13 protein-coding genes are annotated in these 13,893 nt (G+C 71.0%); 10 read left to right on the forward strand and 3 right to left on the reverse strand.

What is annotated here, in order from left to right:
- The first annotated feature begins 94 nt into the window (after positions 1 to 94).
- From AC07CM_RS07295 to AC07CM_RS07330, 8 genes are all read left to right on the forward strand, one after another.
- Positions 95 to 1,294 carry an ROK family protein gene (locus AC07CM_RS07295; RefSeq protein ID WP_478875350.1) on the forward strand — a complete coding sequence of 400 codons (1,200 nt, stop codon included), beginning with the start codon at positions 95 to 97 and terminating at the stop codon, positions 1,292 to 1,294.
- 241 nt (positions 1,295 to 1,535) lie between these two features.
- Positions 1,536 to 2,603, forward strand: coding sequence for an ABC transporter substrate-binding protein (locus AC07CM_RS07300; RefSeq protein WP_478875351.1), 1,068 nt, complete (start codon positions 1,536 to 1,538; stop codon positions 2,601 to 2,603).
- Positions 2,600 to 3,448: an ABC transporter permease gene (locus AC07CM_RS07305; RefSeq protein ID WP_478875352.1), complete on the forward strand. Its 849-nt coding sequence runs from the start codon at positions 2,600 to 2,602 to the stop codon at positions 3,446 to 3,448. Before AC07CM_RS07300 ends, AC07CM_RS07305 begins: the two co-directional genes overlap by 4 nt.
- Positions 3,424 to 4,158: an ABC transporter ATP-binding protein gene (locus AC07CM_RS07310; protein ID WP_478875353.1), complete on the forward strand. Its 735-nt coding sequence runs from the start codon at positions 3,424 to 3,426 to the stop codon at positions 4,156 to 4,158. Before AC07CM_RS07305 ends, AC07CM_RS07310 begins: the two co-directional genes overlap by 25 nt.
- On the forward strand, positions 4,155 to 5,495 hold the full coding sequence (locus AC07CM_RS07315) for an LLM class flavin-dependent oxidoreductase (RefSeq protein WP_478875354.1): 1,341 nt from the start codon (positions 4,155 to 4,157) through the stop codon (positions 5,493 to 5,495). The genes AC07CM_RS07310 and AC07CM_RS07315 overlap by 4 nt, the downstream gene beginning before the upstream one ends.
- Positions 5,496 to 5,506: 11 nt before the next feature.
- Positions 5,507 to 6,397, forward strand: a complete 891-nt coding sequence (locus AC07CM_RS07320; protein WP_478875355.1) for a TauD/TfdA dioxygenase family protein — start codon at positions 5,507 to 5,509, stop codon at positions 6,395 to 6,397.
- 121 nt (positions 6,398 to 6,518) lie between these two features.
- A complete protein-coding gene (locus AC07CM_RS07325; protein WP_478875356.1) occupies positions 6,519 to 7,898 on the forward strand; it encodes an amino acid permease in 1,380 nt (459 codons plus the stop codon).
- 124 nt (positions 7,899 to 8,022) lie between these two features.
- A complete protein-coding gene (locus tag AC07CM_RS07330) occupies positions 8,023 to 8,670 on the forward strand; it encodes a superoxide dismutase (protein ID WP_478875357.1) in 648 nt (215 codons plus the stop codon).
- A gap of 100 nt (positions 8,671 to 8,770) precedes the next feature.
- Here AC07CM_RS07330 and AC07CM_RS07335 read toward each other — a convergent pair whose 3' ends face one another.
- On the reverse strand, positions 8,771 to 9,223 hold the full coding sequence (locus tag AC07CM_RS07335; protein WP_478875358.1) for a MarR family winged helix-turn-helix transcriptional regulator: 453 nt from the start codon (positions 9,221 to 9,223) through the stop codon (positions 8,771 to 8,773).
- Between the two features lie 139 nt (positions 9,224 to 9,362).
- Between AC07CM_RS07335 and AC07CM_RS07340 the strand changes: the two genes are divergently transcribed.
- Positions 9,363 to 10,208 (forward strand): alpha/beta fold hydrolase, encoded by an 846-nt coding sequence (locus AC07CM_RS07340; RefSeq protein ID WP_478875359.1) that lies wholly within the window; start codon positions 9,363 to 9,365, stop codon positions 10,206 to 10,208.
- A 5-nt stretch (positions 10,209 to 10,213) separates the two neighbouring features.
- On the opposite strand, the gene AC07CM_RS07345 is transcribed toward AC07CM_RS07340, so the two are convergent.
- Both AC07CM_RS07345 and AC07CM_RS07350 read right to left on the reverse strand, forming a co-directional pair.
- Complete coding sequence (locus AC07CM_RS07345) at positions 10,214 to 10,834, reverse strand: histidine phosphatase family protein (RefSeq protein ID WP_478875360.1); 621 nt, start codon at positions 10,832 to 10,834, stop codon at positions 10,214 to 10,216.
- A complete protein-coding gene (locus AC07CM_RS07350; RefSeq protein WP_478875361.1) occupies positions 10,831 to 12,273 on the reverse strand; it encodes an FGGY-family carbohydrate kinase in 1,443 nt (480 codons plus the stop codon). The genes AC07CM_RS07345 and AC07CM_RS07350 overlap by 4 nt, the downstream gene beginning before the upstream one ends.
- Positions 12,274 to 12,451: 178 nt before the next feature.
- Here AC07CM_RS07350 and AC07CM_RS07355 point away from each other — a divergent pair, with 178 nt between their 5' ends.
- Positions 12,452 to 13,888, forward strand: a complete 1,437-nt coding sequence (locus tag AC07CM_RS07355) for an ABC transporter substrate-binding protein (RefSeq protein ID WP_478875362.1) — start codon at positions 12,452 to 12,454, stop codon at positions 13,886 to 13,888.
- The last annotated feature ends 5 nt before the right edge of the window (positions 13,889 to 13,893 follow it).

Below are 13,893 nucleotides of genomic sequence, written 5' to 3' on the forward strand. Positions count from 1 at the left end.
GGCACGGCCACCTGTCGCCGTCCGGGATAGAGGCGGGCCGCGGCACGCCTCTCCTTCCGAGACGTGTCGGCCCCGTTCCCGAGGACGGTTCTCCATGCCCCGTACCGCGGCATCCACTCTTGTCTCCCCCGTTCCCCGTGCCGCCGACAGCGACCGGCGGCGCACCAGCGCCAGCGTCGTGATGCGGTCCGTGCTGGAGCACGGACCCGTGGCGCGCAGCACCATCGCGCGGCTGACCGGGCTGTCGCCGGCGTCGGTGTCCGATCACTGTGCCCGGCTGACCGGGCTGGGGCTGATCCACGAGGAGGCGGCACCCCGCCGCTCCAACGGGGTGGGCAGGCCGCACGTGCCGGTCGACCTCGACGGCCGGCGGTTCGTGGTCGGCGGGGTGCACGTGGCCGTGCCGTACACCACGGTCGCACTGCTGGACCTGAGGGGCCGGGTGGTGGCCGAGCGGCGGCTGAAGCACGAGGGGACCGATCCGGTCCGGGTGCTCGCGCGGGCCGCCGACGGTCTCGCGGCGCTGCTCGCCGAGGCGCCGGGCCGCCGGCCGCTCGGAGCCGGGGTCGCGATCGGCGGCTGGGTGGACCGGGAGGCGGGCACCGTGGTCGAGCACGAGCTGCTGGGCTGGCGCGAGGTGCCGGTGCGGGAGCTGCTGGAGGCCCGTACCGGGCTGCCGGTCCATGTGGACGGCCACGCCCGGGCCTTGGTCAACGGGGAGCGGCTGTTCGGGCGGGCCCGGGGCAGCCGGAGCGTGCTGCACCTGTTCGTCGGCAACGTGGTCGACGCGGCCTTCGCCACCAACGACGAGGTGCACTACGGGCCGCGTTCGCAGGCCGGTGCGATCGCCCACCTCCCGGTGCCGGGCGGCACCGAGCCGTGCGCGTGCGGCCGTACGGGCTGCCTCCAAGTGGAGCTGAGCGAGCGGACGTTGTGCCGACGGGCCCGGGAGGCGGGGGTCATCGACTCGGTCAACCCGATGCACGTGGTGGCCGCCGCGGTGGCCGGGGACGCGGCTGCCCTGCGGCTGCTGGTGGAGCGGGCCCGGATGACCGGACGGGCGGCGGGACTGCTGCTCGACGTGCTCAATCCGGAGACCGTGGTGGTGACCGAGGTGGGTGTCATGCGCTTCGAGGACTGCCTGTCCGCGCTGCGGGAAGCGGCCGGAATACGTCGTGCGGCGGCCGTCCTGCCGACCAGTTTCCCGGATTCGGTGCTGGCGGTGGCGGGTGGTTCGGTTGCCCTTGACGTGCTGTATCGGGATCCGCTGGGTGCCTCACCAGAGGCTATTTAATTCAGAAACTCGGAATGTTGACAGAGGTCGCCCATGGCCGGGAACATCCTGCTCATGAACCCGCTCACGAGCTGTCGCACCCTCTGTTGCTGACACATTGCCGCGCATGAAGCGCGTGTTTCCGTCTGCGTGAGTTCACTTCTTCCGGCACCCTCCCCGTCCGGGATTCACCCGTTTCCGGTATTCGGCCTGCCTGGAATTCCTTCTGCCTTTCCGCCCCGTGCATCCAGGGAGTTCTCCCATGTCTGCTCCATCCGTCTCCGGCCTCGACCGCCGCCTGTTCCTCACCTCCCTGCTCGGCGCGTCCGCCGCCGTCGCGGGTCTCAGCGGCTGCGCCAAGGGCGACGCGTCCGCCGAGGCCAAGGGGGCCGCCACCAAGCCGCTCGCCGACAAGGTCCCGGCCGGCACCAGTCTGAAGATCGCCTCCTACCAGAACACGCAGCAGTTGCAGTTCAAGCTGGCGAAGCTGCCCAAGCTGCCGTTCACGGTGGCCGGCTGGGTGAACATCGGGGCCGGGCCGGACGTCATCAACGCGTTCCGCGCCAAGTCCCTGGACCTCGCCAACAACGCGGGCATCCCGCCGATCCAGGCGCACTACCAGGGCTTCGACGCGAAGATCGTGGCGATCAACATCACCCGCAAACCCAACTACCTCTTCGCCACCAAGCCCGGCAGCGACATCCGCACGGTCGAGGACTTCAAGGGCAAAAAGCTCGCGTTCTCGCAGGGCCAGGCCCAGGGCGTCGTACTGCTGCGGGCGCTGAAGAAGGCGGGCCTGAAGTACGACGAGGTGAAGCTGGTCCCGCTGACCAGCAACCAGTTCCTGACCGCCCTGCAGTCCGGCCAGGTGGACGTGGCCCCCCTCGGCAACACCCAGGCGCCCGCCTACCTCAGCCAGTACGGGTCCAAGGGCGCCCACACCATCCCCACCGACGTGGTCGACCTGCTCAACCTGCTGTGGGCGCCGCAGTCCGTGCTCGCCGACCCGGCGAAGGCCGCCGCGGTCGCCGCCTACATCCCCGAGTGGGCCAAGGGCCAGGTGTGGACGTACGAGCACCCGGACGTGTGGAACGAGGAGTTCTACGTCAAGACGCAGAACCTGACCCTGGAGCAGGCGCGGGGCATCTCCAAGCTCGCCAACAAGCCGCTGTTCCCGCCCAGCTGGGACGAGGCGATCCGCTGGGAGCAGGAGACGGCCGACCTGCTCGCCGAGGGCGGCTTCGTGAAGAAGTTCGACGTCTCCTCGCTCTTCGACCACCGCTTCGAAGCCATCGCCGCCAGGGCCGTACCGGCGGAGTACCGGAGGTGAGCGCCGTGACCACGACCACGACCGCCGTGGCGGCGACGGCAGCCGAGGAACTGCCGCAGGTCCGCCGGCGCCGCCGGCTCTCCCCCGGCCGTCAACTGCCCGCCGCCCGGCTCGTCGGCCCGCTGGTGGTGCTCGCCCTGTGGGCCGCCGCCTCGGCCGCCGGAGCGCTCGACACGGGTGCCATCCCGGCGCCCTGGACGGTGCTCAGGACGAGCGTCCACCTGTGGACCGACGGCACCCTGCCGACCGACGTGCTGACCTCGCTGAAGAGGGCCGCGTACGGCTTCGCGATCGGCCTGACCGCCGGGGTCGTCCTCGCGCTCGCCTCCGGGCTCAGCCGTACCGGTGAGGCGCTGATCGACGGGACCGTGCAGCTCAACCGGGCGATACCGACCCTCGGCCTGATCCCGCTGTTCATCCTCTGGCTGGGCATAGGCGAGACCTTCAAGATCGCCATCATCGCGATCGTCGTCTACATCCCCATCTACCTGAACACGCACTCCGCGCTGTCCGGCATCGACAGCCGGTTCGTCGAACTCGCCGAGGTGCAGGGCCTGTCGAGGCTCACCTTCATCCGTCAGGTCGTGATCCCCGGCGCGCTGCCCGGATTCTTCGTGGGACTCCGGCTCGGCGTCACCGGCTCCTGGCTGGGCCTGGTCGTCCTGGAGCAGATCAACGCCACCAGCGGCCTCGGCTACATGATGTTCCAGGCGCAGAACTACGGCCAGACCGACGTCATCCTGGTCGGCCTGCTGATCTACGGAATCTTCGGCCTGGTCTCCGACAGCGTGGTCCGTCTCGTCGAACGGAGGGTGCTGTCGTGGCGACGCACACTGAGCAGCTGACCCGTCCCGCCGTCCAGCTGCGGGGCCTGACCCGGTCCTTCGAGGGCCGTACGGTCCTCGACGGCATCGACCTCGATCTTCCCGCCGGCCAGTTCACTGCCCTGCTCGGGCACAGCGGCTCGGGCAAGTCGACGCTGCTGCGGGCGGTCGCCGGACTCGATCACGGGGTGGCCGGCGACGGGCAGCTCACCGCGCCCGAGCGGGTGTCGGTGGTCTTCCAGGACTCCCGGCTGCTGCCCTGGCGCCGGGTGCTGGACAACGTCCTGCTCGGCCTGGACGGCAAGGACGCCGAGGAGCGCGGCCGGGCCGCGCTGCAGGAGGTGGGCCTGGGGGGCCGCGAGCGGGCCTGGCCGGGTGAGCTGTCCGGCGGCGAGGCCCAGCGTGCCGCGCTCGCCCGCTCCCTGGTGCGTGAGCCCGAACTCCTTTTGGCGGACGAGCCGTTCGGGGCGCTGGACGCGCTCACCCGGATCAAGATGCACAACCTGCTGCGCGAGCTGTGGAAGCGCCACCAGCCCTCCGTGCTGCTCGTCACCCACGACGTGGACGAGGCGATCGTGCTCGCCGACCGGGTCCTCGTCCTGGACCGGGGCCGGATCGGCCTCGACCTCACCATCGACCGCCCCCACCCGCGCTCCTACCGCGAGCCGGTGCTGGGCGAATACCGCGAGCGGCTGCTGGCAGCCCTCGGTGTCACGGAGGACCACGCATGACCCGCCGGCTCCACCTGAACGCGTTCCTGATGAACACCGGTCACCACGAGGCCTCGTGGCGGCTGCCGGAGAGCGACCCGTACGCGCATGTCGACCTCGCCCACTACGTCGAGCTGGCGAGGATCGCCGAGCGCGGCACCTTCGACTCCCTCTTCCTCGCCGACGGCCCCCAGCTGTGGGGCAACCTGGCCCAGCGGCCGGCCGGTGCCCTGGAACCGCTGACCCTGCTGACCGCGCTGGCGACCGCCACCGAGCACATCGGCCTGATCGCCACCGCCTCCACCTCCTACAACTCCCCCTACAACCTGGCCCGCAAGTTCGCCTCGCTGGACATCATCAGCGGCGGCCGGGCCGGCTGGAACATCGTCACCACCGCGGGCGCCGAGGCCGCCCGCAACTTCGGCCTGGACGCCGAGCCCGCGCACGCCGAGCGCTACGCCAGAGCCGCCGAGTTCCTGGACGTGGCCCTCAAGCTGTGGGACAGCTGGGAGGACGACGCGATCGTCGCCGACAAGGCGGCCGGCGTCTGGGGCGACGACAACAAGATCCACCCGCCCCGGCACAAGGGGGCGTACTTCAGCGTCGAGGGCCCCCTCAACGTGCCGCGCTCCCCGCAGGGCTACCCCCTGCTGGTGCAGGCGGGCTCCTCGGAGGACGGCAAGGCCTTCGCCGCCCGGTACGCGGAGGCGGTGTTCACCGCCCAGCAGACCCTCGGGGACGCGCAGGCCTTCTACGCCGACCTCAAGTCACGGACCGCGAGGGCGGGACGGGATCCCGAGCACATCAGGGTGCTGCCCGGCATCGTCCCGGTGCTCGGTTCGACGGAGGCCGAGGCGCTGGCCAACGAGCGGATCCTCGAGGACCACATCGTGTACACGCACGGCGTGGGCCGCCTGGAGAGCCTGCTGCAACTGGAGCCCGGCACGCTGGAGCTGGACGCCCGGCTGCCCGAGGACCTGCCGCCCGAGTCCGCCGTCGAGGGCGCGAAGAGCCGCTACACGCTCATCGTGGAGCTGGCCCGGCGCGAGAAGCTCACCGTCCGGCAGCTGATCGGGCGGCTCGGCGGCGGACGCGGACACCTCACCTTCGCCGGGACGCCCGAGCAGGTCGCCGACCAGATCGAGACCTGGTTCACGCAGGGCGCCGCCGACGGCTTCAACATCATGCCGGCCGTGCTCCCCTCCGGTCTGGAGGCGTTCGTCGAGCACGTCGTACCGATCCTGCGCACCCGCGGCCTGCTCCGCACCGAGTACGACGGCCGCCCCCGCCAGACCCTGCGGGAGCGCTACGGCCTTCCCCGCCCCGCCAACCAGTACCTCACGCCCGCGTTCGCCTGAAAGGAACCCGCATGTCCATCGAGATCACCAAGGTCACCGCACGCATCGGCGCCCGCGTCCTCGGCGTCGACATCTCCAAGCCGCTCGCCCCGGAGCAGGTGGCCGAGATCCGCGAGGCCCTCAACGTCCACAAGGCGCTCGTGTTCGACGACGTCAACCTGGACGACGCGGGCCAGCAGGCCTTCGCCCGCCACCTCGGCGACCTCACCACCGCCCACCCGACGGTCGGCGCCGTCGACGGCTCCCCGAACGTGCTGCCCGTGGACAGCGAGCGCGGCCGTGCCAACCACTGGCACACCGACGTCACCTTCGTCCTCAACCCGCCGCAGGCCAGCACCCTGCGTTCGCTGACCGTTCCGCCGTACGGCGGCGAGACCCTGATCGCCAACCCGGCGGCCGCCTACCGCGACCTGCCCGAGCCGCTGCGGCACCTGGCCGACACCCTCTGGGCGGAGCACACCAACGACTACGACTACGCGGTGCCGAGCGAGGAGATCGACGAGGAGAAGGCCGCCCAGCGCGCCCAGTTCACCTCGATCAAGTACCGCACCGCCCACCCGGTGGTCCGGGTCCACCCGCTGACCGGGGAGCGCGGCCTGTTCATCGGCGGCTTCGCGCAGCGGATCGTCGGCCTGTCGGTGGGCGAGTCCCGCAAGATCCTCGACCTGTTCCAGTCGTACGTGACCCGCCCGGAGAACGTCCTGCGCCACCGCTGGTCGGAGAACCAGCTGGTCCTCTTCGACAACCGCATCACCCAGCACTACGCCATCGACAACTACGACGGCCGGCCCCGCCGGCTGCACCGGGTGACCGTCGCAGGCGACGTCCCGGTCGGCATCGAGGGCAAGGAGAGCTACTCGATCGAGGGCGACGCCTCGCACTACACGTCCGTGGCGGCGTAACCACCCTCTCACCCTGCGTACAGCAGGCGTCCGGATACTGGGCGGCCCCTCCGTGTGAGCGGACGGGCCGCCCAGACTGTGGGCGTTTTTGCCCGCCTATTGCACTGGACGAGCCGCGCCCATGCCCAGCACCACACTCGAGACGCCTCCCCAGCAGGAGAACGCCTCCCTCTCCCACGGTCTCAAGCAGCGCCACCTGTCGATGATCGCCCTCGGCGGTGTGATCGGCGCGGGCCTGTTCGTCGGCTCCGGCGCGGGTATCGCCGCCGCGGGTCCGTCCATCGTGATCGCCTACACCCTCTCCGGCCTCCTGGTGATGCTGGTGATGCGGATGCTCGGCGAGATGTCGGCCGCCCACCCCTCCTCGGGTTCCTTCTCCGCGCACGCCGAGCGGGCGATGGGCCCCTGGGCCGGCTTCACGGCGGGCTGGTCCTTCTGGGTCCTGCTGTGCACGGCCGTCGGGCTCGAGGGCATCGGCGCCGCGAACATCGTCCAGGGCTGGCTGCCGCACACGCCGCAGTGGATGTGGGTGGCGCTCTTCATGGTGGTCTTCTGCGGTGCGAACCTCGCCGCCGTGAAGAACTTCGGCGAGTTCGAGTTCTGGTTCGCCGCGCTGAAGGTCGGCGCGATCTCGCTGTTCCTGATCCTGGGTGTGCTGGCCGTCGCCGGTGTCCTGCCCGGCACACACTCCCCGGGTGCGTCGAACCTCACCGACTTCCTCCCGCACGGCAGTGAGGGCCTGGTCATCGGCCTGCTGGCCTCGGTCTTCGCCTACGGCGGCCTGGAGACGGTCACCATCGCGGCGGCCGAGTCGGAGAACCCGGTCAAGGGCGTGGCGAGCGCCGTGCGCACCGCGATGTGGCGGATCGCCCTGTTCTACATCGGCTCGATGGCGGTCGTGGTCACCCTCGTGCCGTGGAACTCCAAGGAGGTCGTGGCGAAGGGCCCGTACGTCGCCGCCCTCGACCACCTCGGCATCCCCGGTGCCGGCCAGCTGATGAACGTGGTCGTCCTGGTCGCCCTGCTCTCCGCCATGAACGCCAACATCTACGGCTCCTCGCGCATCGCCTACTCGCTGGTCCAGCGGGGTCAGGGCCCGAAGGCGCTGGCGAGGATCTCCGGCGGGGTTCCGCGCATCGCCGTCCTCACCTCCTGCGTCTTCGGCTTCGCCTGCGTGCTGCTCAGCTACTGGAGCCCGAACGGTGTCTTCCCCTGGCTGCTGAACATGATCGGCGCGGTGATCCTGGTCGTCTGGATCTTCATCGCCGTCTCCCAGCTGCTGCTGCGCCGCCGCGTGGAGCGGGAGGAGCCGCAGAAGCTGGTCGTACGGATGTGGGCGTTCCCGTTCCTCACCTGGGTCGCCCTGGCCGGCATGGCGGCGATCTTCGTCCTGATGGCCCGGCAGCCCGGCACCCGGGTGCAGCTGTACTCGACGGGCGGGATGACGCTGTTCCTGGCGGCCGTGGGCTATGCCTGGCAGCGGGCGCGCGCCGGGCGCTGACCCCGGGCTCTCCGGTTCGAGGCCCCCACGTACGACACGTGGAGGCCTTTGCGTTTCCACCGGGTACTTGTTGCTAGCCTGCAATTGCAAGGGAGTTGCAATAAGGTTCCGGAGGGGATCACCCATGCCCGTCTACACGCTGCCCGACCTGCCCTACGACTACTCCGCGCTCGCGCCCGTGATCAGCCCCGAGATCATCGAGCTGCACCACGACAAGCACCACGCCGCCTACGTGAAGGGCGCCAACGACACGCTGGAGCAGCTCGCCGAGGCGCGGGACAAGGAGTCGTGGGGCTCGGTCAACGGACTGGAGAAGAACCTGGCCTTCCACCTGTCCGGCCACATCCTGCACAGCATCTACTGGCAGAACATGACCGGTCCGAAGGGCGGCGGCGGCGAGCCGCTGGCCCAGGACGGCGTGGGTGAACTGGCGGAGGCGGTCAAGGAGTCCTTCGGGTCCTTCGCCGCCTTCAGGGCGCAGCTGTCCAAGGCCGCCGCCACCACCCAGGGTTCGGGCTGGGGCGTCCTCGCCCACGAGCCGCTCAGCGGCCGGCTGATCGTCGAGCAGGTCTACGACCACCAGGGCAACGTCGGCCAGGGCTCCACCCCGATCCTGGCCTTCGACGCCTGGGAGCACGCCTTCTACCTGCAGTACAGGAACCAGAAGGTGGACTTCGTCGAGGCCATGTGGCAGGTCGTCGACTGGCAGGACGTGGCCCGCCGTCACGAGGCCGCCAAGTCCCGCGCGAACGCCCTGCTGCTCGCCCCCTGAGACGTCCTGCCCCGTGATCGTCTTCTCACCCTTCACGTCGGCAGGCGGATGAAGGAGACGGCCCTCGCGAGAAGTGACTCGTGGGGGCCGTCTTCGCGGTTCAGGGCCGGCCGGCCGTCTCCGGCAGGAGGTTGCGGGCGAGCACGTTCAACGCTTCGGTGACGTCCCGCAACCGCTGCGGGTCGGCGGACCCCAGCATCGCGGCAAGAGCACTCTCGACGTCGGTTGCGCGGACCTGCGCCACGCGCTCGGACACCTCGGCCGCCGGGCGTACGAGCACACGGCGCCGGTCGGCGGGATCCGGCACGGTCCGCACCGATCCCGCCTCCTTCAGGCGAGCGACGGCCGCGGACACCTGACTCTGCGGCAGACCGGTGCGGGCGGCGATCTCGCCGACGGCGCTGCCGGGATGGGCCGCGACATCGCTGGCCACGACCAGCACCAGCCGGGCACTGCCCGCGTATCGGCCGGCCCCGCCAGGGGGCTCCGGCAGCGCTTCCTCACCGATCTTCATCAGGATGCGCCCCAGCAGGAACAGTTCGACTCCGTTCACACCGGCCAACGTACATCGAAATGGATCCATCGAGATTGATGCATCTCGATGGATGTATCGGGATTGATGTATCGAGTTCGATGGAATAACGTGAGTGGAGGACGCGGTGGACCGCCCGCCGCGACTGAAGGGGGTCACCATGCTCAGCACCACCGGGACGCTCGAAGCGCCAGGAGCGGTCCTGCACTACCAGCTCCGTGGCACCGGCCCCCTGCTGCTGATCTCGCAGAGCGGCGAGGGCGACGCCGACCGCAGCACGGACCTTGTCGCACAGCTCGAGGACGCCTACACCGTGGCCACCTACGACCGCCGTGGCCTCTCCCGAAGCCGACTCGCCGTCCCGGAACAGGGCGCGACGCTGGCCGAGCACGCCGACGACGTCCACCGCCTCCTGACAGCCCTCACCGACGCTCCCGCTCTCATGCTCGGCTGCAGTCTCGGAGCCGTGATCGGAATGCACGTCGCCGTGCGGCATCCGGGCCTGCTCCACACCCTGGTCGCCCACGAACCCGTCGCACCACGCCTGTTGCCCGGCGACGAGCGCTCCCGGCACGAGCACGAGCTCGCCGTCCTGCAGGAGCTCTACCTGCGGGAGGGCCTCGGCGCCGCCCTGCCGGAGATCGCCCGAACCCTGGGTATCGACCCCACCCACGCGGACGCCGAACCCGATCCGACCCCGCAGCCCATGAACAGCCAGCGCGTCGCCAACTTCGACTACTTCGTTCGGCACGACTTCACCGCGGCCATCCACGACACCCTCGACGTCGGTGCCCTGAGAAACACCGGCACCCGCATCATCCCCGCCGCCGGGAGCACCACCCCACGGGCCGTCTTCGACCGCCGGTGCGCGCGAGCCCTGGCAGAACTGCTCGACTGCGCGCTCCTGGAGTTTCCCGGTGGCCACAACGGAAACACCAGCCACCCCCGTGCCTACGCGAGCCGCCTCCGGCAGATCCTGGGCGGTGCCCGGCCCGACCCCGGGTGACGGCCTTACGGCACGTCCGGCTCGCACGGAACATTGAAGGAAAGGAGAGCAGCCGTGGGGCCGTCGAGGCGGATCTCGCTCACCGCTCCGTTGCGCAGCTTCGGCAGGACACGGCGGTATTCCGCGACCGGGATGCGCAGGAGCGAGCACAGGGTCAGTCGGAGCAGGGTGTTGTGGGCGACGACGAGGACCCGGTCGCCGGGGTGGGCGGCGGCGATCCGGCGCAGGGCGGCCGTGCCCCGGGCGACGGCGGCGCGCGGGTCCTCGGCGCCGGGGAAGGGATGGGCCACGGGGTCCGTCCGGAAGTCCTGGGCCGCCTGCGGGTTCTCCGCCTCGAACTCGGCGATCGTACGCCCCTCCAGCACGCCGAAGTCGCACTCCCGCAGGTCGTCCTCGCGGTGCGGAGTGAGGCCGAGGGCGCGGCAGGCGGGCTCGGCGGTGCGGACCGCCCGGGACAGGGCCGAGGTCCAGATCGCGTCCACGGGGTGGGCGGCGGCCCAGCGGCCCAGCGCCTCGGCCTGGGCGCGCCCGGTGTCGGTGAGGTCGATGTCGCTCACGCCGGCGTACCGGTTCTCCGCGTGCCAGACGGTCTGGCCGTGCCGGGCCAGCAGCAGGGTCGTACTCATGAGCCCGAAGTATCCCGGTGCAGCCGTGCCCGCGCATGCCTCGCGACCACCCCCGGCAGCCATCCCCGCGCCTCCAGTTCGTCGACCAGGCGGGCGTACGGCTCGGTGAAGCGGGCCGTGCGGTCCGGGCGGGGATCGACGCTCGTGCCGCTGCGGACCATGCCCTCGGCCGCGTCCGCGAGGGTGGGGGCCGCGCCCGTGCCGTACGCGGCCAGCGCCGACATGCCCAGCGCCGGCTCGGTCCGCTCGGGCACCCGCGCCGGGCGGCCGAGGACGTCCGCGCGCAGCTGCGTCCAGTAGGGGCTGCGGGCCGCGCCCCCGGTGAAGGTGAGGGGGCCGTCCAGGGGGGCGCCCAGGTGGTGCAGGTAGTCCAGGCACAGGCGTTCCGCGAAGGCCACCCCCTGGAGCAGGGCCGCCCACAGGTCGGCGTCCGAATCCGGGTCGCCAAGGAGGAGGGCGGTGGCGTGCGGGGCGCGAAAGGGGAAGCGTTCTCCCGGGGAGACGAGGGGGTAGGCGACGGCGTTCGACGGTTCGAAGGCCGCGGCCCGGGCGTCCAGTACGGCCGGGTCGGCGCCCGGGAAGCGGGCGGTGAGCACTCCGGCGCCGACGCTGGAGGCCCCGCCGGGCAGCCACGTGCCGTCGGGGGCACGGTGGTTGTAGACCACGCCGGCCGGGTCGCGGACCGGTTCGGCGGCGGCCCCCTTCAGGACCAGGGTCGTGCCCAGCACCGAGTTCCAGGCGCCCTCGCGCAGCGCTCCGGAGGCGATCTGTGCCGCGCAGCCATCCGTCATGCCCGCGACGACAGGGGTGCCGGCGGGTATGCCGGTGGCCTCGGCGGCGGCCCGGCAGACCTCACCGAGCCGGGTGCCGGGCCGTACGACGTCCGGGAGGGTGCCCGCGGGGAGCCCGGTGAGATCCGGCCAGCGTTCGCGCTCCACGTCGTACGCCGTCTTCAGGGCGTGGCTGGAGTCGGTGGGCACCCTGTGCCCGACCAGGCGTGCGGTGATCACGTCCGGCTGGTGCGCCGGCCGGCCCGGGCCGTGCCGGTCCACGAGCCAGCGCACCTTCGGCAACGCCCAGGTGTCCTGCACCGCGAGCCCCGCCGACCGCAGCCGTCCCGCCTCGGAAGCGGCCCGCCCGTCGTCGTACATCAGCGCCGGACTCACCGGGCGGCCGGTGTCGTCCGTGAGCAGCACGGTACCGGAGGTCCCGCACACCGCGAGTCCGCCCACCCGCGTCCGCACCCCGTCGAGCGCCCGCCGGCAGGCCGCGCACACCGCCTCCCACCACTCCGCCGGATCCTGCTCGTGCCGCACACCCTCGCGCCGCCCGCGCTCCAGGGGTGCCGTACCGCTGCCGAGGACGCTGCCGTCGGCCGTCACGAGCAGGGCGCGCACCCCTTGCGTGCCGAGATCGATTCCGAGCCACGCCGACCTCATCCGAACCTCCCGCGCATCGCGACCAGTTCTGTGAACTTCCCACGCTCTTCTGAGATTTCCCCCTCATTTCCCCGTGCACAAGGGATTGACGAACATCCGCCGCCGTTACACCCTCTGTTGTCGAGTCGACTCACCGTGTTAACCGCCCGACCCCACCGCCCCACCGACGGAGGTACGGATGGACAGGCACGTGCACGACCGCCGACGCTTCCTGGCTCTCACGGGAGCCCTCACCGCCGCCACCGCGGCGGCCCCGCTGCTGTCCGCCTGCGGCACCGGTTTCGGCGGCAACGGAGGCGACAAGGGTGGTGGTTCGGCCGCCGACGACGTCACCGGCGCCTTCGACTGGAAGCGGGAGAAGGGCGCCACCGTCAGGGCGCTGCTCAACAAGCACCCCTACACGGACGCCCTGATCGCCGACCTGAAGTCCTTCACCGAGAAGACCGGCATCGAGGTGCGATACGACGTCTTCCCCGAGGACAACTACTTCGACAAGCTCACCGTCGACCTCTCGAGCGGGCGCGCCTCGTACGACGTCTTCATGCTCGGCGCCTACATGGTCTGGCAGTACGGGCCACCGGGCTGGCTGGAGGACCTCGGCCCCTGGATGCGCAACTCCTCGGCGACCGGCGCCGAATGGGACCAGGCCGACTTCTTCCCGAACCTGCTGCAGGCCGACCAGTGGTCGCTGAAGGCGGGCGCGCCGCTCGGGCAGGGCGGGCAGTACGCGCTGCCGTGGGGCTGGGAGACCAACGTGGTCGCCTACAACACCGAGGTGTTCGGCAGACTGGGGCTGAAGCCCGCCGAGTCCTTCGGCGAGCTGCGCGAGCTGGCCGGGGCGATCAAGAGGAAGGCTCCGGGTGCCGGGTTCGACGGCATGTACGGGATCGCCGTACGGGGGTCGAGGAGCTGGGCCACCATCCATCCCGGGTTCATGACGATGTACGCCCGCAACGGGCTGCACGACTTCACCGTCGAGGGCGGAAAGCTCACCCCCGCCATGAACACCCCGAAGGCCGTCGCCTTCACCGAGGACTGGGCCCGCATGGTCGAGCAGGGCGGGCCGCCGTCCTGGACGTCCTACACCTGGTACCAGTGCTCCGGCGACCTCGGCGCCAAGAAGGCCGGGATGCTGTTCGACGCGGACACGGCCGCCTACTTCCAGGCGGTGAAGGGGGCGAGCCCGGCCTCCGGGAAGATCGCCTTCCATCCCGGGCCGAAGGGGCCGGACGGTTCGCTCGCCACCAACATGTGGATCTGGTCGCTCGGCATGAACGCCAGGAGCAGGCGCAAGAGCGCCGGCTGGCTGTTCCTGCAGTGGGCCACCGGGAAGGAGCACCTGCGCAGAGCCGCCCTCGAGAACAACCACATCGACCCGGTGCGCAGGTCGATCAGCCAGGACGGCGCCTACAAGGACAAGATGCGGCACCTGCCGGGCTTCCTGGACACCTTCGAGACGGTCGTGGACCAGACGAAGATCCAGTTCACCCCGCAGGCGCAGTTCTTCGACGCCACCACCAGCTGGGCGGCGGCCCTGCAGGAGATCTACGGCGGCAAGAACGCGAGGGCCGTGCTGAACGGGCTGGCGAGCGACCTGAAGTCCAAGGTGGGTTGAGGGCC

It is taken from the genome of Streptomyces sp. NPDC044061, from assembly GCF_056434305.1.